Origin of the sequence: Aeromonas sobria, assembly GCF_006243315.1 — a bacterium.
GTDB lineage: Bacteria > Pseudomonadota > Gammaproteobacteria > Enterobacterales > Aeromonadaceae > Aeromonas > Aeromonas sobria_A.
Genome location: NZ_NKWE01000046.1, coordinates 63,338 through 88,228 on the forward strand (window position 1 = coordinate 63,338; position 24,891 = coordinate 88,228).

Below are 24,891 nucleotides of genomic sequence, written 5' to 3' on the forward strand. Positions count from 1 at the left end.
AGTCGGGGCGGGGCTGCGACAGACTCCCGGCCCTGCCGAGGGCCGCGCCATTCCTGTGCAATGAAATTTTTCTTGTGGTTATTCAAGCGATTGAATTCGATCTCACCTGTCATTCCTGAAACTGGGCTTCAAGCGAAGAGCTACCCGCCGCTCGCCCCCCACTGGCTGGCCGCTTGCCGGTTTGTATAGTGCTGGTGAATAGTGCGGAGGAAATTAATCAGGTTTGACAGGAGTATCCATGGAGATGAATAGCGGTGGCATTCGCGCGCTGGCTTTGCTGGGGGCGTTATTGGCTGGCAGCACGGCGGCACACGCCTCCGAGAGCCTCAACACCATTCTCGGTGGCGGAGCGGGCGGGGTGGCGGGCACCATGATCGGCAAGGAGCTGGGGGGCGACACCGGCGCGCTGGTGGGGGCCGCCTTGGGCGGTGCTGCCGGTGGCGCGGCGACGGCCAACAAGGGCAACAAGAATGAAGCGGCCCTCGGCGGCGCTGTGGGGGCGCTGGGTGGCGCCGCCATCGGCAAGAGTGTCGGCGGCGATACCGGTCAGCTGATCGGGGCCGGGGTCGGCGGGGCGAGCGGTTCGGCCATTGGCGCCAAGACCGGTGATGGTCACAAGAGCCAGGATCGCTATTACGATGATGACGACGATGATCATCACCATCATAAGCACCACAAAAAGCACAAGAAGCATAAAAAGCACGGGGGGTACCATGATGACTGATGCCGTCTGGTGGCGTGTAACAAAGTGAAAGAGGTGGCCCGTCGGCCTGTCTGCGATAGATAGCTCCCCACCTTGGTGGGGATGATCAAGAGGCGGGCCTGAATGCGCAGCTTTATGGCATACTCCCCAGCCAGCCATGCCCGAGGAGATAATTGATGGCCAAGTATGACAAAGTTTCCCCCGAGACCCAGCAGGAAGCGGTGAAGATTGCCCGTGCCAACCAGAAGCCGGGGCAGACCAAAGAGCAGACTCAACTCATCGCGCAAGGGATCCAGAAAGGCATCGATGAGTACAAGAAACAGATGAAGGCGCGGGCCCGCGAGGCGAGTCGCCAAAAGAAGCTGCAGAGTAAAGCCAAACAGTCACAGGGCACACCACTGCCAGAGGATCAGGACGACCAGATCGAATTGGTAGAAGTGACTCGTCAGCATCCGCTGCCGTGGGTCTTGCTAGGGTTGAGCTGGCTGGTTTTTGCCGCCGCCTGGTTCTGGCGCAGCTAAAGCCGCCGGTAGCAAACCTTTACCCGGGATCCTCTTCACAGCCTGGGCCCGGGCTGCTGGTCATCACCCGCGAAGAGTGGTTAAATCCCGCGCCTGTTGTGCCTGCCCCCGGTTTTCAGACGACTTGTTTTCAGGAAAAAAGTTATGAACCCCGCCCCGCTCTATCTGCTGGCCCCTTTTGTGTTGTTCCTGGTGACCATGCTGCTCTATCGCATCTCGCCGCTGCGCGCAGTCGCGGCCAGTGGAGTACGCTGGTTTATCCTGCCCGCCTTTACCCTGTTTATTTTGTTGATCATCATCAATGGTGCCGCCGATCCCGCTTTGCGCAATCCGGCTTTCCATTGGCTGATGCCGGGGCTTGGCTTTGCCCTGAGCCTGTTTCCGGCGCTGCCCAAGGCGCTGGTGCCCCGTCTCGCCATCAAGGAGGGGGTCTTTGCCGCGCTCGGTCTGATGCTGATGAGCCTGGCCATGGTCTACTGACCGGCTGACCACTGCTGTTGAGATGACTCAAGGGGGGCTCTGTGACGAGCCCCCCTTGTACAAACAATGGCCTGCAGGCATCTTGGTGAAAGGATCGCCAGCCAGGAGGCCCGATGGACAATCCGCCCGATTTCATGACGCAGTGGGATTATCAGGATCCCGCCGCCACTGCCCTGCGTTTTCACGCTCTGCTTACTGCGGTGCGCACCGCCGCCGACCTGCAACTCGAGCTGGAGTTGCTGACCCAGATCGCCCGTACCTATTCGCTGCAACGCCAGTTTGAACAAGCTCACCAGCTGCTCGACGAGATAGCACCCCGGCTCAGCGACGCTACACCAAGGGCCAGAGTCAGAGCCCTGCTGGAGCGGGGTCGCACCTTTAACTCGGCAGGTGACAAAGCCCGCGCCAGAACCCTGTTTGAACAGGCATGGCAGCTGGGGCTCAAGGAGAAGGAGCTCTATCTCGCCATCGACGCCGCACATATGGTGGCCATCTCGGCTCCGCTTGAAGAGCAGAGCCGCTGGCATCAACTGGCGATGGAGCTGGCTGAGCGCAGCAGCGATGAGAAGGTGTGCGGCTGGCTGGCCACGCTTTATAACAATCAGGGCTGGACCCTGTTCGAACTGGGCCGCTTTGATGAAGCCAAAATCCTGCAACAGAAGTGTCTGGCTTGGCATCTGCAACACAACAATCCGGCCAAGGCCTTTATCGCCCGCTGGAGTCTGGCCCGGCTGACCCGAGCAAAAGGTCTGCATGAGGCTGCGCTGGCTGAATTGGTGCAGATCAAAGTCGATATGACCGAGGCTGGCGAGCCGGAGGATGGCTATTTGTTTGAGGAGATGGGCGAAAACGCGCTGGCACTGGACGATCCGGCAGCGGCAGAATATTTTGCCCGCGCCTGGTTCCTGCTATCACGGGATGGCTGGCTCAAGGCCAATGAGGCGGAGCGACTGGCTCGCCTCAAGCTCCTCGCCAAGCTCTGAGCCCCCCGAAAATAGAGAGAGCGGCTCGCGCCGCCCCTCACTTGCTTCAATGTTATTATGCTCTGGGTCGATTCCGCTCCGGCACCCGAGATAGTGACGCTCACTCAGTTCAGGCTGGCCTCTTCCCAACCCTGCTTCTTGCGATAGATGGTGGAGGGGCTGATCTCCAGCAGCGCCGCCGCCTTGGGTATATTGCCGTCACAGCTGGCGATGGCCTGTTCTATCACCTCTTTTTCCACTATCCAGAGCGGACGGATCTGCCCGCTTGCCGCCCCATTGACAACCGGGGTCGATGCGACTGCTGCGGCAATCGCCGCCGGCAATGGGGGACGAACCCCATTGAGCGGTGGCGGCAAAATATCCGGGCTGACCAGCTCTTTGTCGTTTAGCACTACGATATTGCGCACCACGTTTTGCAACTCGCGGACGTTGCCGGGCCAGGGGTAGTCGAGCAGCACCCTGGCGGTGCTGGGGTCGAAATCCTTGAAGCGCTTGTTCTCCTCTTTGGCGTAACTCTGCAACAGGGTGCGTGCCAGCAGCAGAATATCTTCACCCCGCTCCCGCAAGGCGGGCAGGCTGAGGGGGATAACATGTAACCGGTAGTAAAGATCTTCACGGAAACGGCCAGCCTTGACCTCCACCAGCGGGTCACGATTGGTGGCGCAGATAAAACGCACGTCGACGGTTTCAAGTTTGCCGCTGCCGACCCGCTGCAGGGTGCCGGTCTGGATAAAGCGCAACAGCTTGCTCTGCAGGTCCAGATCCATCTCGCAGATTTCGTCCAGAAACAGGGTGCCGCCATCGGCCAGACTGGCTGCTCCTTTGCGATCCCCCTGCGCACCGGTGAAGGAGCCTTTCACATGGCCGAAGATCTCGCTCTCCATCAAATCGTGGGGAATGGCGGCGCAGTTAAGGGCAATAAAGGGCTGTTCGCTGCGGGGGCTGCACTGATGAATCGCATCGGCACATACCTCTTTGCCGGTACCGCTTTCACCGGTAATAAAAACGGTCGCTTTGCTGGGCGCTGCGCTCTCGACGATGCGATAGACCGCCTGCATCGGCATAGATGCGCCGATAAAGCCGAAAAATGAGCTGCGTTCGAAGTTCTCCTTATAGTGGGCGACCAGCGAACTTAACTGTTGATGTTTTAGGGCATTGCGAACGGTGGCACAGAGCCGTTTGCTATCGAATGGTTTGGTCAGAAAATCAAAGGCACCCAGACGCATCGCCTCCACCGCCACATCCACCGAGCCGTGGGCGGTGATCACCACCACCGCGCAAGGCAGCTGTTGTTCGGTGATCATCTGCAGAATATCCATACCGGACATATCCGGTAGCTCCAGATCGAGCAGCACCACGGGCGGTGGGCTGGTCTGCAACTGTGCAAGCGCCTGCTGGCCGCAGTCGGCCAGTAACACCTCATACCCCTCCAGCCGCAGGTACTGTTCATAAACTACCGCCAGACTTCGGGTATCTTCCACCAGTAGAACACGCGGTTTGTTTTCAGCCACTGGAGTCATCCTTGTATTTGATTTTGCGATCTATTTTGTCTGCACCAGCCTTCATACCCAACGCAGCAAAACCCTGTTATCTCGCGATTATAAGGCATATACAAGTAAAAACGGCTCCCTAAGGAGCCGTTTTTACTACAGGTATTTCATTACTTCTTGGCGTCGTCAGCGGCCGGCTTTTCAATTGCCAGCAGCTCTACGTCAAACACCAGCACGGCGTTTGCCGGGATGGAGCCTGCACCGTGCTCGCCATAGGCCAGCTTGGACGGCAGGAAGAACTTGAATTTGGAGCCAACAGGCATCAGCTGCACGCCTTCAGTCCAACCCGGGATAACCTGGTTGAGCGGGAAGGTGGCTGGCTCGCCGCGATCGACGGAGCTGTCAAATTTGGTGCCATCGGTCAGGGTGCCGGTGTAGTGAACCTTGACGATATCGGTGGATTTCGGCTTGGCGCCATCACCCATCTTCTCGACCAGATATTGCAGGCCGGATTCGGTGCTCTTCACGCCCTCTTTCTTGGCGTTGGCAGCCAGATACTCGTCACCTTTTTTCAGGTTATCAACAGAATCTTTCTCAGCCTTGGCCTTGGTCAGTTCGTTGATTTTGGCATCGTAATCTTGCAGTACTTTCTGGATCTCTTCGTCAGTCATCTTGGCTTCTTTACCCAGACCGTCGGTCACCCCTTTGAGGATCACGGCGTTCTCCAGCTTGATGCCCAGTTCCTGCTGACGCTCCAGGGTGTTAGCGATATAGCGACCCATGGAGAGGCCAATTGCGTAGCCGGATTGCTCTTCAAAGCTCTTGGCTTCAGCCTTGGTGCCCTCTGCAGGCTTGCTGGCCTCTGCCTTCACTTCGGCGGTATTGGCCGCAGCAGGCTTCTCGTCTTTTTGGCAAGCAGTCAGACCGACGGCAACCGCCGCAGCCAACAGGGACACCTTCAGAAATTTGTTCATCAGTTTCTCCAAACTCCAAATACCGCTCTCGGTTTCATCGTGAAATGAGAGGTTTATCGTGATAAGCGCCTTATACTAACGCCGTGATCGCAGGTAACAAAAGCATGAGACCGCAAAAATGATAAAAAGTGCTATTTATCTGGTGAGCCTCTGTTTAATGCTCACTGGTTGCGAGCAGAGCTCCCAACCCAGCCAGCAATTAACCCTCGCCAGCACCGGTCTGCTGACCGCTGATCTGGCCAGTGACGGCAAGTTGGCCATCGTCTCCAGCATCAGTCAGGGCATTATTGTCTGGGATCTCGAGCAGAACCGCCAGCGCTGGCGCTGGAAGCAGTCTGACTCGCCGGATGATCTGGTTTTCATTACCCGTTTCTCCGAAGACAGCAGCCATGCCATTACCGCAACAACGGACACCTTTGCCACCTGGCGGTTACAGGATGGACGATCCCAAGGTTACTACTCTCTTCCTGAATCCAAGCTGAGGGATATTGCGCTATCTGCTAACGGGCGCTACGTGCTGATCGGTCGGGAAGATGGTAAAGCGGAATGGCTCGATACCCAAAGTGGCCGTCGCCTGCAATTTCTGGGGCATACCGAACAGATCAATACAGTGGATCTGTCGGCCAATGGCCGCTACGCCCTGACGGGGGGTAATGACTACAGCGCCTATTTATGGGATACCCGCAGCGGGCAGGTTATCTGGCGCTTTAACCATGGTGGCCGGGTAGTGATGGCCAGGTTGGAGCCGAGCGGTCGCTATGCTTTCACCGCCGACAGCAGCCGGGCCAGCATCTGGGATCTGAAAACCGGCAAGGAGGTGAGCCAACTGCAATACGATTACCGCTTCGAGGTCTATACCAGCGCCCGCTTTGCCAATGACGGCAAGTGGCTGATCACCGGTGCTCCTTCCCGCCAGCTCTCCCTGTGGCAAGTGAGCGATGGCGCCCTGCTGCAGCGCTGGCGCGTCTCACCGCAACCCAAGGTGAAACCGCCCAGTGCAGTGGTCTATGGCGTCGCTTTGCGCGACAATAGTCACTTGATCAGTGCCAGTTCCAGTGGGCTGGCCGAAATCTGGACAATCAAGTAAGGACCCGAAGGCCCATGAGTCAGCAACTTAACGATCGCATCGAAACCCTGGAAACCCGTCTCGCTTATGCGGAGTACACCGTAGAGCAACTTAATGGGGAGGTGACAACCCAGGGCCGTGAGCTCGACCGGCTCAAATACCAGATCCAGCTGCTGATCGACAAACTGCAAAGTGTACAGCCCAGCCAGATCGCCAGCATGGCCGAAGAGACGCCGCCACCGCACTACTGAACAGGCAATTTTCGCTGTCCGACAACCTTGCCAATCCCGGTCGCCAGCCAATAAAAAACCCGCGTGAGCGGGTTTTTTATCATCAGCGTGGCTGTGATCAGTGTTGATGACCCTTGCCACCACAACCGCCACCACCGCAGCAACCGCCATGGCCCTTTTCAGCGCCGTGATCGTGGCCGTGGTCATGACCGTGACCAGCACCACCACAGCAGCCGCCATGCTGGTGATCATCGTGATCGTGATCATGACCATGGTCGTGACCGCAACCTTCATCACCATGGACATGGCCATGTGCCAGCTCTTCAGCAGTGGCAGCGCGCACGTCCTGGATCTCGACCTTGAAACGCAGCGTCACGCCCGCCAGCGGATGGTTGCCATCTACCTTGACGAACTCTTCCGAGACTTCAACCACGGTGACCGGACGGTGACCGTCATCGGTTTCAGCCACGAAAGTATCCCCTTCGGAGACTTCCATGCCGTCGAACAGCTCACCCGGCACTTCTTGTACCAGAGTCTCGTCATACTCGCCGTAAGCCTGGGCGGGGGCCAGGGTCACTTCGAATGCTTCACCTACCGCGCGACCTTCCAGCTCGGCTTCCAGGCCAGAGACCAGGTAACGGGTGCCGTGCAGATAGACCAGCGGCTCTTTGCCAACTGTGCTGTCGATGACTTCACCGTGCTCGTCGGTGACTGTGTATTCCAGCGTAACCACGCTCAGAGGAGCTACTTTCATGTCAGGATCCTGCGGATAGAAAAAAACGGGCTCAGAATACCTTAAAAAATGAGCCGCGCATATGCCATGGCTGGCGCAATAATGTCGAAAAAAACGGCATAAACTGCAGGGGCGAGTCTCATCCCGGTAGCCGTAGTGGCTATTACGGGCGGAATACCCCGATCACCTCTTCCGCCTCGCGAGTCATGCTGTCGACCTCGGCAGGGGTTTGCACCTGGGTATCGCCACAGGCGACGCAGGTCACCTTCTCGACTCCATGCTCCAGATACAGCATCATGTTGTCCAACTTGCCGCACGCCGGGCAGACTGCACCGGCAATGAAGCGTTTTTTACGTCTGGTTTCCATTTTTGTTACCTCCAGGCAGCATCATATCAGGGTTTTTACATGCATCATGCCATCGAATACCACCATTTTTCTTGCCACGGCTTGCAGGCGGGCAACCGCAAACGGACCCCGGTCGGGCAACTGTTGCGGATAACCCGGGGCGCCGCGCTGCTGAGACTGGGCCAGCATGAGCTGTTGTTGCCCGCAGGTCGTTGCTTCTGGCTCTGCGCCGATGCTCTCGCTGCGTTTAGCCCACTCAGTGGTTGCCACTACGATCAACTGAGCGTCTCGCTGCGGGTTGAGCAACCGCAACAGGCCGGGTGGTTGCAGACCACCCCGCTGCTCGATGCGCTACTCGATTCGCTGGCCCAGTGGCAGCGGCCACAAGAGTGGCAGGGGATATATGGTAAGCGGCTGCAGGTGATCCTGGATGAGCTGCAACAGTGCACCATTAGCCAGCAAGGGGAACCGAGTTTGCAGGCTAGCTGGCAAGCGCTGGCCAATGGCAGGCCAGAGAGCCTGCAACAGTGGGCACAACAGGTCGAACCGCCAGTAGCAGGGCTTGTTCTGCAACAGCAATGGCAGCTGCTGCAGGCACTCAGACTGCTCAAGGGTGGTAGCAAGCCAGCCGTGGTGGCCAGCAAGCTGGGTTATGCTGATGAGGGGGCGCTGCAAGCCGCCTGCCAGCAATGGGGCGTTAGCGGGAGTGGCGACTAATAGCCGGAATGCTCGGCTATCGCGTCAATTTAATTAGCTGAACCAGTTCAGTTTTTTGCCAAGTGGTCGTTAACAAGGAAGGGTCATCTCCCCGCTGATCCTTTATGCTAGCGGCCAGAAGTGAGTGCCAACGTTTCGACCAACAGGACATCTGCCATGACGAGCAAAGCCAATCAATCCCAGGGCATGTTGCTGTTTCATCTCTCGACCAAACAATCCTTTGCCATCGGCACCCTCAAGGTGAAGGAGATAGTGCCTTATACCAGACTGACTGCGCTGCCTCACTCTCACCCCACAGTGCTGGGGGCCGCCAACATGCGTGGTGCCACGATTCCGGTGATTGATATGGCGATGGCGGTGGGTTATCGCCCGGTCAGTCAGGAGGAGCTGGCGCACTGCTTCATCATCATTACCGACTGCCGCCGCACGCTGGTGGGTTTTCTGGTGCGGGGTATCGACAAGATCACCGAGTGTAACTGGCGTGACATCGAGTCGCCCCCAGCCGCACTCGGCCACAATGTGTTTGTGACCGGGGTAACCCGAGTCAATGACCAGCTGATCCAGCTGCTGGATGTGGAACTGATCCTCTCCCGGGTCTACCCGGACGATCCCAGCCACCTCTATCCGGTGTTGACCGATGTGCAGCGGGAGCGGATCAAGCCGATGCGGATCCTGCTGGTCGATGACTCCTCCGTCGCCCGCCGTCAACTGATGGCCGCCCTCGACTACATCAATATTCCCTATGAGGTCCGCTCGAACGGTAAGGATGCGTTGAGCCTGATGCAGGAGCGGGCAAGTCAGAAGAGTCCGATAGACATTCTGGTCAGCGATATCGAAATGCCGGGGCTCGATGGTTATGAATTGGCGTTTGAGGTGCAAAGTGATAGCAAGTTGGCGGGTGCCTATATCATCTTGCACACCTCGCTCTCCAGCGAGATCAGCGTAGAGCGGGCCCACCAGGTGGGTGCTCATGAGGCGCTGACCAAATTTGAGGCCAACGAGCTGGTTCAGGCCATGTTGCGTGGTGCCGAGCATCACGATCGTCTGCTGCAATAATAATGCGGCGGCTATCCGGCGGGAGAGGCGATCCTCTTGCCCACCTTCACCAAAACAGACTGAAACCATGCTGATCGAAAGCCACTTCCACGCCCCTTGGTGGGCCCGCAATCCTCATCTGCAGACCATATTGCCCAAATGGCTGCGCCGCATGCCAGCCCGCTTTGTGGCCGAACGGTTTGAGTTGCAGGAGGGGGATTTTGTCGACCTTGCCTGGAGCGGCGAGGTAAGCGCGGATGCGCAGCCGCTGGTGGTGGTGTTCCACGGGCTGGAGGGGAGCATTCACTCTCACTATGCCAAGGGACTGTTTGCCCACCTGCAGCAAGAGGGGAGGGAGGCAGTGCTGATGCACTTTCGCGGTTGCAGCGGCGAACCCAATCGTCATTTGCAGGCCTATCACTCTGGCGCCATCGGTGATGCGCAGGAGCTGATAGACGAGCTGAGCCTGCGCTTCCCGGGCAAACCGCTGATCGCCATCGGCTTTTCACTTGGCGGCAATATGCTGGTCAATCTGCTGGCGCGGGCTTGCCCTGACGCACTGAAGGCGGCGGTGGTGGTCTCGGCCCCGCTGCAACTGGCCAGCTGTGCCGAACGGGTTAATCAGGGCTTCTCCAAGGTCTATCAGAACTATCTGCTGCGCACCATGCGCCGCAATCTGCTAAATAAAATCAGCCGCCAGCAAAAGGCAGGCGAACGTTGGCAGCCAAGGCAAGTGGCGCAGATTGCCACCCTGCGGGAGTTCGACGAACAGGTCACCGCGCCGCTACATGGTTTTCGCAACGCCAGCCACTACTATCAAAGCTGTTCAGGGCTGCCCCTGCTGCGCCAGATCCCCATCCCGACCCTCATCATTCACGCCGCTGATGATCCCTTCATGTCACACGCTGTCATCCCCCAGCCGGAACAGCTGTCCCCCATGGTGCGCTATGAGCTGAGCCAGCGTGGTGGCCATGTCGGCTTTCTGCACGGCACCCCCTTGCGCCCCCGTTTCTGGCTGGATGAACGGATCAGCCGTTGGCTGGCTGAGTGTCTGACTGAGCCATGCGATAGCAGTTGCGCCCTTCGGCCTTAGCCTGATAAAGAGCCCCATCTGCCCGGGCGATGACCCGGTCGAGCGATTCGCCATTTGTCCACAAGGCGATCCCCTGGCTCACGGTGACATAGGGTGCCACACAAGAGTAGGCATGGGGCAGGGAATGGCGTGCCAGCGCAGCAGCAACACGCTGCGCCACTGTCTCGGCAATGCTCAGGGTCGCCTTCGGCAATAACAACACGAACTCCTCACCGCCGTAACGGGCGACCAGATCGTCCTGACTTCGTACCACCTCACGCAGACATTCAGCGACACTCACCAACACTTCGTCGCCACGTTGATGGCCATAGCCATCGTTCAGCTTTTTGAAAAAATCCACATCGAGCAGGATCACCGCAAAGGATTGATCCTGGAGCATGGCCTGCTTGATCGTACGCTCTCCGACCAGGTTGAAGTGGCGACGATTGGCCAATCTGGTGAGCGGGTCTTGCTTGGCTTGCCCATCCAGCTGGCGGGCTAACTCCAGATTCTCGTACTCCCGAGCAACTGCCAGCACGAACCAGTCGTACAACATTTGTCGCCCCGTCTCCAGCAACAGCACCAATCCGGCTACCAGCAAGACATGCATGGCAAGAAAAGGCACCTTCACGGTCAGGGGTTCGACAAGCAGATAGAACAAAGGGGGAGCCATAAAGCAGTAACAGAGGCTTTTTTCGCAATAAAAGGCGATCAGGGAGGTCATCAACAGCAGGCTGAGGGACATAAAGGCCAGGCTAAAGCCTCCTCTCACCTCGGTCACTGCGGTGGCATAGCCCACCATTGCCCAACCAGTCCCCCACAACAGCGCATAGATCCGCAGGCTATTTAGCCACTCTCGCCCTGGTCTGTGCTGCAGCAACCAGCGCAGCAACGGATAAGTGAGATTGGCTGTCGCCATGACCCATAACTGCCACTCATAACGCCAGGGCAGTTTGTCGTCGATCACCAATTCGGCGTTCTGGTAGACATAAAAGCGGGCAAGCAAGAAGATGCTGCCTAGCAGATTGGCCACCCAGAACCAGCGGATCCCCTGGCTCAATGCCTGACGGCGAATGCTCCATAGATGGTCATCGAAATCGGCAGCCTGCGAACGAAAATGAGCAGAGAACATCTCAGGTCCTACCAAAAAACATATAAACACCTTGCGCTTGATGGCCACAGATAGAAAATAGCGCCATTCTGGCTAATAGAACTTCCATCATGATTATTCCCTGGCAAGAACTCGACGGCGACACCCTGACCAACCTGATCGAGCAATTTGTGCTGCAAGAAGGCACCGAATATGGTGAACAGGACGTATCACTCGAGGTCAAAGTAGACGCGGTGCGATCGCAATTACAGCAAGGCAAGGCGGTTATCGTCTATAGCGAGTTGCACGAATCGGTCAATATCGTAGTGAAAGATCGTTTTATCGAGCAATCTTGACCAACTTGCGCCTCTGATCTTATAACGGCACTCCCAAGGAAGAGAGAATTCTATGTCGGCCAAGCATCCCATTATTGCAGTCACCGGCTCCTCCGGTGCCGGCACCTCCACCTCCACCAATGCTTTTCGCTCTATGTTTCATCAGCTTGGCTATACCGCGGCTGTGGTAGAAGGTGACAGTTTTCACCGTTATACCCGCCCGGAAATGGATGTGGCGATCCGCAAGGCGCGCGAGCAGGGGCGCCATATCAGCTATTTTGGCCCGGAGGCCAATGACTTCGGCCTGCTGGAGAGCTTTTTCCAGGGTTATGGGCAGGATGGCAATGGCCAGTATCGCCGCTATCTGCACAGCTTTGACGAGGCGGTGCCTTTTAATCAGATGCCCGGCACCTTCACCCCCTGGCAGAATCTGCCTAGCAATACCGATCTGCTGTTTTATGAAGGGCTGCACGGCGGGGTAGTCACCGAGGATCATAATGTGGCGCGCCACGTGGATTTTCTGATCGGCGTGGTGCCCATCGTCAACCTGGAGTGGATCCAGAAGCTGATCCGCGATACCTCGGAGCGGGGCCACTCCCGCGAGGCGGTGACCGACTCCATCGTTCGCTCCATGGATGACTACATCAACTTCATCACCCCGCAGTTCTCGCGCACCCATATCAACTTCCAGCGAGTACCGACGGTGGACACCTCCAACCCCTTCAGTGCCAAGGTGATCCCGAGTCTGGACGAGAGTATGCTGGTGATCCGGTTTCGCGGTATCAAGCAGGTCGATTTCCCCTACCTGTTGTCGATGATCGATGGCTCTTTCATCTCACGAATGAACACCATTGTGGTGCCGGGTGGCAAGATGGGATTTGCGATGGAGTTGATCCTGCGCCCGCTCATCCAGCAACTGCTCGAAACCGGAAAAATAACCTGATTCAAAGGAGTTCATGATGCGGTTTGCTTATCTTTCTGTGGCGCTGCTTGTCCTGCTGGGCGGGTGCAGCAGCGGGCCATCGGCCCCCACGCTGGAATCGGGCACCATGGTGGTTCGTCCGATCAGTGACTGGACGTTTGGCGCCACACCGCGCTACGCCCTGGCTGAGCAGTATCAGTTCGCCGGAGAACATGCTGAAGGCTGGCTGGAGCCGATGCAGCAAGCAGTCAGTCAACAACTCGATGGCAAGGGATGGCGCAGTGTGCCCCTTGAGGAGGCCGATCTCTGGGTGGCTATCGGGGTTGCGGGTGGCAAAGATATCAGCGATGGCGAGATTTTCTCACGTCTGGGCATGACGCCGGGGATTGGGGCAGCTGCCAGTGGACGCAAGGGCACGCTGGCGATCGTGTTGCTTGACCCGCGCAGCAAAAAAGCGGTTTGGAGCAGCGCGATTTCCCTTGCCAGCGAGGCAGCCATCGCCGAGGGGCAGCGCCAGCAGCTGAGTCAGCAACTTGCCGCTGAATTACTGGGAGCCTTGCCTACCCGATAAGCCATATGCATGGCACTCATCCGGATCAAGATAAAAAAGCGGCTTGCCATCTGGCAAGCCGCTTTTTTTGACGGGACGCAGGTGGTTAAAACAAGGGCGCCGCCGCAAGGGAGAGTGCATTCATCTATTTACGGGTACAGGTCAACAAGGTGACCTCTTTTTGGGTCAGCGTGGTCTGTTTCTCCTGATTCCAGAAGGTGGTCACGCTGTCAGAATATTTCTCGCCAGACTCCGACTCGACTCGAGCAAGCTTGTGGTAAACCCCGTTGTAGGGGAACTGCACCATGTCAGCCTGGGCATCATAGGTCACGGCTAACAGCTCTTCACCACACTGATACTGGTTGTATTGATACTGGGTCGGCTGTGGGCTGGTACATGCCGCCAGACCCAGTAGAGGAAGTAGAGCTATCAATTTTTTCATTGCACTTTCCTTATGTAATGGCCTAACGCCATGGCTTTTCCACGTAACAATTATCAGTTATCAGGCTTCAAGAATTTGATAACTATGGGTAATTTGTACCGCTTTTTCCAGCATCAGGGAAACGGAACAGTATTTTTCCATCGATAGCGTCACAGCTCTGGCCACCTGCTTCTCTGCCAGCCCGGTGCCGGTTACCACAAAGTGAAGGTTAATTTTTTCAAAAACGCGCGGGGTGCTCTCTACCCGTTCACCGTTCAGTTCTACGTGGCATGCGGTCACTGATTGACGGGCTTTCTCGAGAATGGAGACCACATCAATAGAGCTGCAGCCACCCACCGCCAGCAGGATCATCTCCATCGGGCTAACCCCTTCTCCCGGATTAGCGCCATCCAGGGTCACGGTGTGACCTGATTCGCTCTCACCGATAAATTTCATCCCTTCCACCCAGCTGACTTTGGCTTTCATCTTGTTCATCCTGTTGCTTGTTATGGCATGTTCGTTATGCCCTTAGCATACCCCAGCTATCGAACGGGTGGCATCTCTGCTCTTAATGCTCAGAAAGCGACGAGTTGGGAGGGAAATAGATCAAAATCAACATCTGTTACCGCCATCTTCCCTAGAATGACCCACACAGCGCAGCAGGCATTACTCAAAGGGCTCTTTCAAAAGCCCGCAAAGCCTTGTCAGCACAGACAAAGGCTCTTATCCTACTGCGACTAATACAAGGAATGGCAAGATTGGCAGCTTGCCCGGACGCACAAGTCCATAAAAAGACACTACAGAGGAATTCTCATGGTCATTGGCAAACCGCAAAGCGATCCCACCCTGGAATGGTTCTTGTCGCACTGCCACATTCATAAGTATCCCGCCAAGAGCACCCTGATCCATGCGGGTGAAAAAGCGGAGACCCTCTATTACATCGTCAAGGGTACGGTGGCCGTCTTGATCAAGGACGATGAGGGCAAAGAGATGATCCTCTCCTATCTGAACCAGGGCGACTTCCTGGGCGAAATGGGGATGTTCGAAGAAAATGATAATCCTGAGCGTTCTGCTTGGGTGCGTGCTAAAGGCTCCTGTGAAGTCGCAGAGATCTCCTACAAGAAGTTCCGCCAGTTGATCCAGGTCAACCCGGATATTCTGCTGCGTCTCTCCGGTCAAATGGCCAAACGCTTGCAACATACCAGCCAGAAAGTGGGTAACCTCGCTTTCCTGGATGTGACCGGCCGGATCGCCCAGACCTTGCTCAACCTGGCTACCCAGCCAGATGCCATGACCCATCCGGATGGCATGCAGATCAAGATCACCCGTCAGGAGATCGGCCAGATTGTCGGCTGTTCTCGTGAGACAGTGGGCCGCATCCTCAAGATGCTGGAAGAGCAGGAGCTCATCTCTGCCCATGGCAAAACCATAGTGGTTTTTGGCACCCGCTGATTGTTGAACCAATGACCGGATAATGGTCTTGGGATCAAAAAGGCTGCTACGGCAGCCTTTTTGGATCCTCTCCCCTATAATCCCGAACGCCCTTCCCTGTACCATGGCGTCAGCCAAGAGAGTTTGTATGCATCTTCAATGCCCCCGTTGCCGTAGTCCGCTCCATCTTCATGAGGCCTCTCAAGGCCGCTATTGCGACAACAAACACCATTTTGATCCGGCTCCGGAAGGTTATCTGGATCTGATCCCCGGTAATAAAAATCCCAAAGACAGCGACAGCCGTGCGCTGATGCGCGCCAAACACCACTTTTTGGAGCAGGGGCACCAGCTGCCACTGGTCGAGGCAATGGTGGGTCTGCTCTCCAACCTGCCCGAGCAAGAGTTGATCCATCTGGGCTGTGGCGAGGGCTATTACTGCCGCGCGTTGGCAGCACGCCTGCCCGGTTGGCAGTTTAGTGGCATCGATATTGCCAAGAACACCATCTTTGCTGCCAAAAAGGCCCAGCCGGAAAACCAGTTTGTCATTGCCGATCCTGCCCGTGCCCCGTTACAACCGGGTAAAGCACAGGTTTTGTTGGTCAATGACCTCAAGGTCAAGAGCGAACTGCTGGCGGACTGGTTGGCCCCAGGCGGTTACCTGCTCTATTTGCAGCCGGGCCCGCGTCATCAGTGGCAACTGCGGGTCAGCCTCAACCCGGTGAGCATGGAGCATCCCCTGAGCTGGCCCACGTTGCCGGGGCTGACTGCAATGGGGCAACAGCGCTGCCAATTCGCCCTGCAGATGGATCAAGCCCTGCGCAGCTTTATTCTGGAAACCAGCCGTCTTGGCTGGCGAGCCACTGGCGAACAACGCCATGACTTTATCCAGCAAGGGCCGGATGAGCTGGAACAGGATCTGCTGCTGACCTTGTGGCAAAAGCCGCTCTGATAGCATGAAAAACGGCCCTGTTTTGTTGAAAACAGGGCCGTTTTTGTACGTAAGAGAATATGGCATCGATGGATGCTGAAGATGGTTTGCGCCATGTTTGGTGACACATTCACCTATCTATCCAGCCAACCGGTGTGCCCTTGACTCCCGGCGCATCGCCCGCCACATCACCAGTACCAGCAACGAGCTGCAAGTCGGTAGCGCCAACCAGACGCCGGGAACCCCCCACAGGGTTGAGAATCCCCACAAGAAGAAGCCGATCAACACCAGCTTGCCGCCAGTGAGCAGGGAGGCGATGCGGGCCCGGTTGATGGCCTGGAAATAGGTGGCCCCCACCAGCAGTAACCCTTCCATCGGCAAGCCCCAGAAATAGAGCCAGATCCCGAGGCTCGCCACCGGCAGCAAGGTTACGTTGTCACCGGCAAACAGATAAACCGCCCCTTCCGGCCATAGATAAAGCGGTATCATGGCGCACAGGGCGATCCCTAGCGTCACCCCGAGCGCCAGATTGCGCACCCGCAACACCCGCTGCCAGTGACCCGCCCCGGCGTTGAAGCTGGCGATGGGCTGGATGCCCATGGCGATCCCCTCGAACACCAGATAAAAGAACGCCTCGGTATAGCTGATCACCCCGTAGGCAGCCACATGCAGCGAGGTGCCCACCGCCAGCAGCGCCTTGTTATGCAGCGCCAGTACCACCGAGAGGTAGAGGTACATCAGAAAGCTCGACACCCCGAGTCGCACCGTTTCGCTCATTAGCGCGAGATCAGGGCGCAGGGTGTCCCAGCTGATCCGCAGCTGGCTGCGCGGTGTGAAGAAGTGCCACAGACAGGCAAGGCCGGTGACGGCCTGGGAGATCATGGTGGCCGTTGCCACCCCGGCCAGCCCGAACGGGAACACCACCATCAGCAGATAATCGAGCCCCACATTGAGTAGCCCCCCGACCACCATGATGATGGTGACAAATCCGGGTCGGCCATCGTTGCGCAGCAGTGAGCTGAATGCCATCGACAGCACTGCAAACACCCCGAGCCAGGCGTAGGCCTGCAGATAAGCAAGACCGGCGGTGAAGATCTCCCCTTCCGCCCCCATCCAGGCCAACATGGGCTCGCCATAGCGGATCCCGATAAAGCTGAGCAACGCCGAGGCCAGCAGCACCATCACCAGCGCATTGCCGACGATATGGCGGGCTTTGGCCGGGTTGCCTTTCCCCAGATAAAAGGAGACCAGCGATGAGGCGCCCATGCCGATCAGGGCCCCCACCGCATAGAGCACGGCGCAGATGGGATAGGCCAGCATAAGACCGGCCATGCCGTCCTGACCGAGCAAGTGGCCAACGAAGATGCCATCGATGGTGACATAGATGCCGGTGATCAGCATGGCCGCCACGGTCGGGGTTACGTAACGCCAGAAAAGGCGAGATAGCGGGGCTGTGCCCAGATCAACAGCTGACATATTCGACTCGGTGGAGAGAAAGCGGCCGGGATCATAGCGAAACGGCAGCATGACTGCCTGTTATTTGTGTTATGAATCATTAATATAGACTGCTTTACCCGCCTCCCTGCCCTGTTTTAGGCTAGGGCCACCTCTTCTGAACGGAAACGAGCCTCATGTTGCAACGCCTGCTCACCCTCTTGCTGCTCTCCCTTATCTTGTTGCCGCCCGCCGTGCGCGCCGACGATGCCATTGCCCAGGCTGAATCCTTGCTGCAGAGCGTGCCCAAGAGCGACACCCCGGAAAACCAGAAACTGCGGGAGAGCTACCAGCAGGCACTGCAATTTGCCAGAGAGGCCGAGCGTTACCGGGAGCAGAGCAAAGCCTATCAGCAAATCCTCATCGACTACCCCAAGGAGTCGGCGCGCCTCAAGGATAGCCTGCACAACTATCAGCCCGCCGCCCGCCCGTCGCTGGCGAACCTCAAGGAGGAGGCGCTGCGCCAGGCCATTGGCCTGAGCAGCAACCGTCAGCTTAACCTGCGCAAGGAGCGGCAAGGGGTGATGGACAGCCTCAACCAGCTGGAGAGTACCGGGCAGGAGTATCACCTGCGGGTGGACGATCTGCGCAAACAGCTACAACTGACCCGCAGCCAGCTGGAACGACTGAGTTTCAGCAGCGAATCGGATCGCCAGCAGGAGGCCCAGCTGCTGCTGACCAGAATGAAGGAGCAGAGTCTCTCTGACCGGATCCAGATGCTGGAGCTGGAGCAGCTCTCGGCCCAGCAGCGCAACGATCTGGGCAAGCTGAAACTGCAGGAGCTCAATCTGGCCATCGCCGACGAGGATGAGTGGCAAGCCAGCCTGCTGACCCAGCAAAACCAGTTGCGACGGGAGAAGACCGAGCAGGCGCTGGAGGAGAGCGAGCGGCTGCGCAAACAGCTCACCACCGACATGCCGCTGCTGCTGGAGCAGCAACAGCAGAATCAGGCGCTCTCCATCCAGCTCGGCACGCTGGAAGATCAGATTGAGCGGGTGCAGGACGAGCAGCGCAGCGTCGACAAGAATCTGTTTGCACTGAATGAGCTGGTCAACTCGGTGCGCGAACAGCTGGAGTGGCTGCAGATCAGTAATGCCTACGGCGAAAACCTGCGCAGCAAGCTTTCCGATCTGCCACCCCAATTCCCCCTCGACAAGCTGGAGTCCGCCATCGTCAACGCCCGCATGGCCAAGTACCAGTACGAGAGCGAGCAGGATGGCCTCAAGGATACCCGCCAGCTGCGCGACAAGCTGATGGCCGAAGAAGAGGTGACGCTGGATCGCCCGCAATTGTCGGTACTCGATAACCTGCTCAAGGCGCGGCGCCAGCTGCTGACCCGGCTCAACGACGCCTCCGATACCCTGATCCAGGAGCAGACCCGCCTCAAGCTGCTCTACAGCCGCCAGAACAGCAAGATCGACGAGATCCGTGAGATCAGCGCCAGCCACCTGTTCTGGATGCCGGATGTGCGCCCCTTTACCCCACAGGTGATGCTCGGTATTCCTGCCGCGCTGACGCTGGCCTTCAACCCGGACAACTGGCTGCAACTGCCCTACGCCATCGCCGAAAACAGCCCGCTGAGCCTCACACTGGCCGGTATTGGTCTGCTGGTATTGGCCTGGAGCTGGTTCAAGCTGGCCCGTCACCTGAACCAGTATTGCGACCATATCGCGCCGCGGATCGGCAAGGTGACCCAGGACAAATTCAGCCTCACCAGCCGCTTGCTGCTGCGCTCTCTGCTTGCCGCACTCCCCTTGCCCGCCATGGTGCTGATGGTGTGCGGCCTGCTGGAAGGGGCCTGGCAATACCCGTTTGCGGTGGCGGTGGCGCGCGGTCTTGGCGAGATATGGTTCCTGCTGCTGGCACTGGTGATGGCGCGCCATCTGACGCTGGAGCGAGGGATCCTGACTCACCACTTCCGCTGGCCTCGCGAACAGGTACAAAAGGTGTGGGGGCAGTTTCGCACCCTGCTGCTGGTGCTGATCCCGAGTTTCTTCGTGCAGGGGATGGCCAACAGCTATCAGGAGCACGCCTTCTACGACTCCCTCGGCCGGATGGCCTTCATGATCGGCGCCCTCTGGCTGCTGCTCTTTTTTGCCCGCCTCAACCGGGAGCGATTACCGCTCACCTGGGGCCAGGCCGACATGACCAAGCCCCATCTGCTGCACCACTTCATCTGGAACAGCCTGATGCTGGCGCCGTTGCTGGCGGTGATCGGAGCCCTGTTTGGCTACTTCTATACCTCGCGCACCTTGCTACGCCAGCTGGAGCTGAGCCTGCTGGTGGGGCTGGGTTGCCTGCTGGTCTACTATCTGGCCAGACGCTGGATGCTGATCCAGCGCCGCCGCCTCGCCTTCGAGCGCGCCAAGAGCAAGCGGGCCGAGATCCTGGCCCAGCGCGGTCGTGACGATAATCAGGAGGAGCTGAGTTCAGAGATCCCCGATGTGGTGGAAGAGAACGAGCTGGATCTCGATACCATCAGCGCCCAGTCACTGGGACTGGTGCGCAGCCTGCTGATGCTGGGCTTCACCATGTTGGTGGTGGTGCAATGGTCGGATCTCAACTCCGCCTTCAGTTTCCTCAGCAATATCGAGGTGTGGCAGGTTAGCAGCAAGATTGGCGGCATCGAGCAGCTCTCGGCCATCACCTTGCAGGATCTGATGCTGACCGCCTTCGTCTTTATCCTGACCGTGGTGACCGCCCGTAACTTGCCGGGGCTGATGGAGCTGACCCTGCTGCAACACCTGAGCCTCTCCCCCGGTACCGGCTTTGCCCTCACCACCACCAGCAAGTATCTGATGATCCTGATCGGCGCCCTCACCGGCTTCTCCATGCTCGGCATTGACTGGTCGAAGACCCAGTGGCTGGTCGCCGCCCTCTCGGTGGGGCTGGGTTTTGGCTTGCAGGAGATCTTCGCCAACTTTGTCTCCGGTCTCATCATCCTGTTTGAAAAGCCGATCCGGCTCGGTGACACCGTCACCATCCGCGATCTCACCGGTACCGTCACCAAGATCAAAACCCGGGCGACCACCATAGTGGATTGGGATCGCAAGGAGATCATCGTGCCCAACAAGGCCTTCATCACCGAGCAGTTCATCAACTGGTCGCTCTCCGATGCCATCACCCGGGTCAAACTGCGGATCCGGATCGGCCTGACTCGGGATCCAAAACTGGTACAGCGCATTCTGGAGGAGTCGATCCGGGAGTCCACTCTGGTGCTGGAGACGCCGACCCCCGAGGTCTTCTTGATCGAGTTCACCGACTCGGCGCTGATCTACGAGATCCGCCTCTACGTCAACAACATGGATCACCGGATGCCCATCACCCACGAGGTTCACTCGCTGGTGCTGGAGAAGATGCAGCAGCAGGGACTTCCACTGCCCCATCAACAGATCGACATTCACCTGAGTCGCGGCTGACCCGCGAGGTAAGAGGAGCAAAACATGCAGATTATTGCCCACCGTGGCGCCAGCGGTCTGGCACCGGAGAACACCCTCAAGGCGATGGCCAAAGCGCTGGAGCTGGGAGCGTCAGCTATCGAGATCGACGTACAGGCGGCCGATGGCGAGTTGTGGGTATTCCACGATCGGCGGTTGGAACGCTGCACCAACGGCAAGGGGGTACTGGCCGAACAAGCTCGCGCTTATCTGGAGCAGCTCGATGCGGGTGAGGGGGAGTCGATCCCGACCCTGTGGCAGGTGATGGAGATCATCGCCGGACGCTGCGAACTTCACATTGAGCTCAAGGGCGCTCATACCGCCGACGCGGTGGCAGCCTTGACCCTGCGGGCAGAAACAGAGCTCGGTTTTGCTGCCTGTCAGTGGGTGGTCTCCTCCTTCCACCACCCTGAGCTGGCTCGATTTGCCGCCTTGCGGCCCGATATCCGGCTCGGCGCTCTGACCGCCAATCTGCCGCTTGGATTGACGCAGTTTGCCGAAGATCTGGGGGCCTGGTCACTCAATTGCGATGTGGATTTTGTCGACCGGCTGCTGGTTGAAGATGCCCATCGACGCGGGTTAAAGGTGCTGGTTTATACCGTTGATTATCTTGAGGATTATGAATTGCTCGCCAGCATGGGGGTCGATGGAATCTTTACCAATCGACCTGATCGTTTTCTGGTGCCATGAGGGCGCGATACACATATGGATAAGCACTGATTTAGGCGCTAACTTTAAATAGCAGTTCGGGATACAAAAAGTTCAACAACGGCCGATAGCTACTGGCTCATAACAATAACGTGCATATACACACTCTGACTGACGCTCACAAGGATGTAACCATGAACTTATCCATAAAAAACAAGCTGGTCCTTGCGATAGGGATCATCATTCTGGTGATCACCGGCCTGCAGGTCTGGTACAACACCACGCAACTGCGCAGTGAAACCCAGCGTCTGGTCTGGAACATCATTGACGAAAGCTCCATGGCTAACGTCAAGGGGATCTCCCGCTGGGTCGACTCCCGGATCAGCATTGTCAGCACCACCAAGGAAGCATTCGCCAAAGAAGATGAGCCCATCAGCCATCTGGCCCAGTCGATGAGCGCCGGTGGCTTTGACCTGGTCTATGCCGGTACCGCTGATGGCAAGATGATCCAGAGCAAGCCGACCGACTTGCCTGCCGGTTATGACCCCCGTCAACGCCCCTGGTATCAAGATGCCATGGCGGCAGGCAAGCTGGTCATCACCGCCCCCTATGCCGATATCTCCAGTGGCCAGTTGATCGTTACCATTGCCGAGCCGTTTCAGCGTGGCAACACTCAGGGGGTCATCGCCGGCGACGTCTCTATCAGCGCCCTTATCTCGGATATTCTGGCGGTCAGCTCCGAAGGGACTTACGCCATTCTGGTAGACAGCAATGGCACCATTATCGCGCACCCTGATGCCTCGTTGAGCTTGAAACCCGCCACAGCTCTGGCACCCGAGTTGTCCGCCTCTTACATCAACCAGATTGCCCATGACGGCATGATCAACGAGCTGGTGATCAGCGGCAAGAAAGAGGTCTTTGACTTTAACGCGATCCCCAATACCAACTGGTATTACGGCATGATGGTGGATGAAGAGACCGCCTACCAGTCGGTACGCAGCATGGTGACGTCATCCCTTATTCAGGGGCTGCTGACCATTCTGATCGTGGCAGGCTTCTCCTATGTCGCCATCAACGGCTCGCTGGCTCCCCTGAAAACCCTGGGCGAGGCGATTGCCGATCTCTCCCGTGGCAACGGCGATCTGACCCGCCGCATCAAGATCGAGCGTGAAGATGAGGTGGGAGCGGTTGCCAAACACGTCAACACCTTCATCGACCGGATCCATGTAATGGTGCAGGATATCTCCAACTCCTCCGGTCAACTCAACCAGCAGGCCAAGTCCTCCCATAGCATGGCCGAGAAGGCTAATCAGGGGCTGGCACGTCAGCAAAACGAGATCTCCCAGATCGCCACTGCGGTACACGAAATGTCAGCCACTGCAGTCGAGGTAGCCAGTAACGCTGAGCAGACAGCAGATGCGGCTCGCTCCTCTTCTAGTAGTTGTGAGCACGGCAAGCAGGTGATCGCTCGAAATCAGCGCTCCATCACTGATCTGGCGACCCAGGTAGAGCAGGCCTCCAACATCATTCAGGAGCTGGAGAAGAACGCTCAGGAGATCAACACCATCCTTTCTACCATTCAGGGCATTGCCGAGCAGACTAACCTGTTGGCATTGAACGCGGCGATTGAAGCCGCCCGGGCGGGCGAACAGGGTCGTGGTTTTGCGGTGGTAGCCGACGAGGTGCGGGTATTGTCACAGCGTACCCACAGCTCCACCGTCGAGATCCGTAGCATGATCGAGACTCTGCAGCGCAACACCCAGGGGGCAGTCAGCACCATGCACGAAGGGCAACAGCTGGCACAAAATAGCGTGGATGATGCCAACAATGCTACCCATGCGCTGGAGCAGATCACCACCTCGATCAACCAGATTTCCGACATGGCGACCCAGATTTCCAGTGCCGCTGAAGAGCAGCGCGCCGTGACCGATGAGGTCAGTCGCAATATTCAGGCAGTGAAAGATGTCTCGGACGAACTGGCGGTAGATGCGGACAGCTCCCGTAATCTCTCTGAGCAACTTAAAAATATTTCGGGGGAGCTGAGCAATCAGGTCGGCATGTTCCGTATTTAACACTGATAGCCAGTGGCCTGTTGGCCAGCCTCTGATACAACAATCCCCGCCTTGTCTGGCGGGGATTTTTTTGAGCTGCAGGGCATGTTTTACCGCGGGTTCGATCAGGGGCTAAGCCCTCACCTTCATCTGGATGCCACGCTTTGCACCGATACGCTGCGCAGGATCAACAGATGCAAACCCGTTGACCAGGGTGGCGCTGCTGGATGCAGATTGCCGCGCTGTGGTTCAGACCAGCCGGTGCTGGCGGCGACCGGCAGCGAAAGCGTTGATGTTATCGATCAGTTGATCGGCCAAGCGCTGCATCGACTCCTCGCTGGCCCAGGCCACATGAGGGGTCAGAATGAAGTGGGGATATTGCAACGCCTTCATCAGCGGGTGATCGGGGGGCGGAGGTTCGACACTCGCCACATCGAAGCCTGCGCCACCGAGCTGGCCATTGGCCAACGCTTGCAGCAGCGCCTCCTCATCCACCAGTCCACCACGGCCGACGTTGATCAGCAAAGCCCCCGCTTTCATCAGCCCCAGCTCCCGCTCGCCAATCAGGTTGCGGGTGTAGGGGGTCAGCGGGCAGTGCAGACTGATCACATCCGAGCTTTGCAACAATTCGTCGAGCGGCAGCCGATCCTCATCATGGCTGGCACCGACCTGACTCTGGGCGTAGCGCACCGTCATCCCCATCCCTTTGGCACGTTCGCCAAGCGCTTGGCCAAGGGTGCCCTTGCCGATGATGCCGAGCTGCTTGCCATGTAGATCCATGATGTTGTGGTCGAAGAAGCAAAACTGGCCGCTTTGCTGCCAGCGCCCCTCCAGCAGCGACTGGCGCCAGCAGAAAAGATTGCGCGACAGGGCCAGCATCAGCGCCATGGCGTGCTCCGGTACCGAGGGGCCCGAGTAGTTGCGGATGTTGCATACCCCGACGTTGGCGGCGCGGCATGCCGCCAGATCCACGTTGTCACTGCCGGTGGCAGCCAGGGCGATAAGCTTGAGCTCCGGCAATTGAGCCAGCTCTGCGGCACCGATCCGCACCTTGTTGATGATGGCGATGCTGGCATCTTTCAGCCGCTCCACCACCTGTTCGGGGGTTGTGCGTGGATAGCTCTGCCAGTGATGGGGGAAGTCGGGGTGATGCAGGGTGATGCCCGCATCCAGGGTATCGCTGTCGAGAAATACGATTTGCTGCATGGACCTGCCTGCCATTTTCCGGGTCGAG

The 24,891-nt window shown here is 57.8% G+C and carries 26 protein-coding genes; 17 read left to right on the forward strand and 9 right to left on the reverse strand.

The window, feature by feature from the left end; all coding sequences use genetic code 11:
• The first annotated feature begins 238 nt into the window (after window positions 1-238).
• The 4 genes from CF137_RS16190 (at window position 239) to CF137_RS16205 (ending at window position 2,687) form a co-directional block, all read left to right on the forward strand.
• On the forward strand, window positions 239-724 hold the full coding sequence (locus tag CF137_RS16190) for a YMGG-like glycine zipper-containing protein (RefSeq protein WP_139720306.1): 486 nt from the start codon (window positions 239-241) through the stop codon (window positions 722-724).
• Window positions 725-879: 155 nt separating this feature from the next.
• Window positions 880-1,224 (forward strand): DUF2956 domain-containing protein, encoded by a 345-nt coding sequence (locus tag CF137_RS16195; protein WP_098970274.1) that lies wholly within the window; start codon window positions 880-882, stop codon window positions 1,222-1,224.
• Between the two features lie 144 nt (window positions 1,225-1,368).
• Entirely contained in the window at window positions 1,369-1,704 is a 336-nt protein-coding gene (locus CF137_RS16200) for a hypothetical protein (RefSeq protein ID WP_042022863.1), read from the forward strand.
• A 113-nt stretch (window positions 1,705-1,817) separates the two neighbouring features.
• Window positions 1,818-2,687, forward strand: a complete 870-nt coding sequence (locus tag CF137_RS16205) for a tetratricopeptide repeat protein (protein WP_139720309.1) — start codon at window positions 1,818-1,820, stop codon at window positions 2,685-2,687.
• A gap of 104 nt (window positions 2,688-2,791) precedes the next feature.
• On the opposite strand, the gene CF137_RS16210 is transcribed toward CF137_RS16205, so the two are convergent.
• On the reverse strand, window positions 2,792-4,198 hold the full coding sequence (locus tag CF137_RS16210) for a sigma-54-dependent transcriptional regulator (protein WP_139720311.1): 1,407 nt from the start codon (window positions 4,196-4,198) through the stop codon (window positions 2,792-2,794).
• 149 nt (window positions 4,199-4,347) lie between these two features.
• Window positions 4,348-5,151 carry an FKBP-type peptidyl-prolyl cis-trans isomerase gene (fkpA, locus tag CF137_RS16215; RefSeq protein WP_042022868.1) on the reverse strand — a complete coding sequence of 268 codons (804 nt, stop codon included), beginning with the start codon at window positions 5,149-5,151 and terminating at the stop codon, window positions 4,348-4,350.
• Between the two features lie 118 nt (window positions 5,152-5,269).
• Here fkpA and CF137_RS16220 point away from each other — a divergent pair, with 118 nt between their 5' ends.
• Both CF137_RS16220 and CF137_RS16225 read left to right on the forward strand, forming a co-directional pair.
• Window positions 5,270-6,238, forward strand: a complete 969-nt coding sequence (locus CF137_RS16220; protein WP_139720313.1) for a WD40 repeat domain-containing protein — start codon at window positions 5,270-5,272, stop codon at window positions 6,236-6,238.
• Between the two features lie 14 nt (window positions 6,239-6,252).
• Window positions 6,253-6,468, forward strand: coding sequence for a SlyX family protein (locus tag CF137_RS16225; RefSeq protein ID WP_042022871.1), 216 nt, complete (start codon window positions 6,253-6,255; stop codon window positions 6,466-6,468).
• A gap of 97 nt (window positions 6,469-6,565) precedes the next feature.
• Here CF137_RS16225 and slyD read toward each other — a convergent pair whose 3' ends face one another.
• Together slyD and CF137_RS16235 are read right to left on the reverse strand one after the other, a co-directional pair.
• Entirely contained in the window at window positions 6,566-7,201 is a 636-nt protein-coding gene (slyD, locus tag CF137_RS16230) for a peptidylprolyl isomerase (RefSeq protein ID WP_068978043.1), read from the reverse strand.
• Between the two features lie 142 nt (window positions 7,202-7,343).
• Window positions 7,344-7,547, reverse strand: coding sequence for a YheV family putative zinc ribbon protein (locus CF137_RS16235; RefSeq protein WP_139720315.1), 204 nt, complete (start codon window positions 7,545-7,547; stop codon window positions 7,344-7,346).
• 39 nt (window positions 7,548-7,586) lie between these two features.
• Between CF137_RS16235 and CF137_RS16240 the strand changes: the two genes are divergently transcribed.
• The 3 genes from CF137_RS16240 to CF137_RS16250 all read left to right on the forward strand — a co-directional run bounded on the left by CF137_RS16240 (window position 7,587) and on the right by CF137_RS16250 (window position 10,371).
• Window positions 7,587-8,243: a hypothetical protein gene (locus tag CF137_RS16240; RefSeq protein ID WP_139720317.1), complete on the forward strand. Its 657-nt coding sequence runs from the start codon at window positions 7,587-7,589 to the stop codon at window positions 8,241-8,243.
• A 156-nt stretch (window positions 8,244-8,399) separates the two neighbouring features.
• On the forward strand, window positions 8,400-9,299 hold the full coding sequence (locus CF137_RS16245; RefSeq protein WP_068978041.1) for a chemotaxis protein: 900 nt from the start codon (window positions 8,400-8,402) through the stop codon (window positions 9,297-9,299).
• 67 nt (window positions 9,300-9,366) lie between these two features.
• Window positions 9,367-10,371, forward strand: a complete 1,005-nt coding sequence (locus CF137_RS16250) for a hydrolase (protein WP_139720319.1) — start codon at window positions 9,367-9,369, stop codon at window positions 10,369-10,371.
• Here the strand turns inward: CF137_RS16250 and CF137_RS16255 are convergent.
• Window positions 10,307-11,482, reverse strand: coding sequence for a GGDEF domain-containing protein (locus CF137_RS16255; RefSeq protein ID WP_139720322.1), 1,176 nt, complete (start codon window positions 11,480-11,482; stop codon window positions 10,307-10,309). The genes CF137_RS16250 and CF137_RS16255 overlap by 65 nt on opposite strands.
• Window positions 11,483-11,571: 89 nt before the next feature.
• Here CF137_RS16255 and CF137_RS16260 point away from each other — a divergent pair, with 89 nt between their 5' ends.
• From CF137_RS16260 to CF137_RS16270, 3 genes are read left to right on the forward strand one after another with little or no spacing between them, the layout of a single operon-like run.
• Window positions 11,572-11,796: a YheU family protein gene (locus CF137_RS16260; RefSeq protein ID WP_042022884.1), complete on the forward strand. Its 225-nt coding sequence runs from the start codon at window positions 11,572-11,574 to the stop codon at window positions 11,794-11,796.
• A 52-nt stretch (window positions 11,797-11,848) separates the two neighbouring features.
• Window positions 11,849-12,718 carry a phosphoribulokinase gene (locus tag CF137_RS16265; protein WP_101321009.1) on the forward strand — a complete coding sequence of 290 codons (870 nt, stop codon included), beginning with the start codon at window positions 11,849-11,851 and terminating at the stop codon, window positions 12,716-12,718.
• A 16-nt stretch (window positions 12,719-12,734) separates the two neighbouring features.
• Window positions 12,735-13,268 carry a DUF4136 domain-containing protein gene (locus CF137_RS16270; RefSeq protein ID WP_139720348.1) on the forward strand — a complete coding sequence of 178 codons (534 nt, stop codon included), beginning with the start codon at window positions 12,735-12,737 and terminating at the stop codon, window positions 13,266-13,268.
• A gap of 124 nt (window positions 13,269-13,392) precedes the next feature.
• Here the strand turns inward: CF137_RS16270 and CF137_RS16275 are convergent, their stop codons facing one another.
• Together CF137_RS16275 and CF137_RS16280 are read right to left on the reverse strand one after the other, a co-directional pair.
• On the reverse strand, window positions 13,393-13,689 hold the full coding sequence (locus CF137_RS16275; protein ID WP_042022892.1) for an MliC family protein: 297 nt from the start codon (window positions 13,687-13,689) through the stop codon (window positions 13,393-13,395).
• Window positions 13,690-13,749: 60 nt separating this feature from the next.
• Window positions 13,750-14,154: an OsmC family protein gene (locus CF137_RS16280; protein WP_068978037.1), complete on the reverse strand. Its 405-nt coding sequence runs from the start codon at window positions 14,152-14,154 to the stop codon at window positions 13,750-13,752.
• 327 nt (window positions 14,155-14,481) lie between these two features.
• Between CF137_RS16280 and crp the strand changes: the two genes are divergently transcribed.
• Entirely contained in the window at window positions 14,482-15,120 is a 639-nt protein-coding gene (gene crp, locus CF137_RS16285; protein ID WP_042022897.1) for a cAMP-activated global transcriptional regulator CRP, read from the forward strand.
• Window positions 15,121-15,247: 127 nt separating this feature from the next.
• Window positions 15,248-16,048 carry a putative RNA methyltransferase gene (locus tag CF137_RS16290; RefSeq protein WP_101321013.1) on the forward strand — a complete coding sequence of 267 codons (801 nt, stop codon included), beginning with the start codon at window positions 15,248-15,250 and terminating at the stop codon, window positions 16,046-16,048.
• A 117-nt stretch (window positions 16,049-16,165) separates the two neighbouring features.
• Here CF137_RS16290 and CF137_RS16295 read toward each other — a convergent pair whose 3' ends face one another.
• Window positions 16,166-17,503: an MATE family efflux transporter gene (locus tag CF137_RS16295; protein WP_162515964.1), complete on the reverse strand. Its 1,338-nt coding sequence runs from the start codon at window positions 17,501-17,503 to the stop codon at window positions 16,166-16,168.
• Between the two features lie 155 nt (window positions 17,504-17,658).
• Between CF137_RS16295 and mscM the strand changes: the two genes are divergently transcribed.
• The 3 genes from mscM (at window position 17,659) to CF137_RS16310 (ending at window position 23,678) form a co-directional block, all read left to right on the forward strand.
• Window positions 17,659-20,940 carry a miniconductance mechanosensitive channel MscM gene (gene mscM, locus CF137_RS16300; protein ID WP_139720326.1) on the forward strand — a complete coding sequence of 1,094 codons (3,282 nt, stop codon included), beginning with the start codon at window positions 17,659-17,661 and terminating at the stop codon, window positions 20,938-20,940.
• Window positions 20,941-20,964: 24 nt separating this feature from the next.
• Window positions 20,965-21,648 carry a glycerophosphodiester phosphodiesterase gene (locus CF137_RS16305; RefSeq protein ID WP_139720329.1) on the forward strand — a complete coding sequence of 228 codons (684 nt, stop codon included), beginning with the start codon at window positions 20,965-20,967 and terminating at the stop codon, window positions 21,646-21,648.
• A gap of 152 nt (window positions 21,649-21,800) precedes the next feature.
• The gene (locus CF137_RS16310) at window positions 21,801-23,678 is read left to right on the forward strand and encodes a methyl-accepting chemotaxis protein (protein ID WP_139720331.1); all 1,878 of its coding nucleotides are present in this window, start codon (window positions 21,801-21,803) and stop codon (window positions 23,676-23,678) included.
• Window positions 23,679-23,906: 228 nt separating this feature from the next.
• Here the strand turns inward: CF137_RS16310 and CF137_RS16315 are convergent, their stop codons facing one another.
• Complete coding sequence (locus tag CF137_RS16315) at window positions 23,907-24,863, reverse strand: D-2-hydroxyacid dehydrogenase (RefSeq protein ID WP_101347794.1); 957 nt, start codon at window positions 24,861-24,863, stop codon at window positions 23,907-23,909.
• Window positions 24,864-24,891 lie beyond the last annotated feature (28 nt).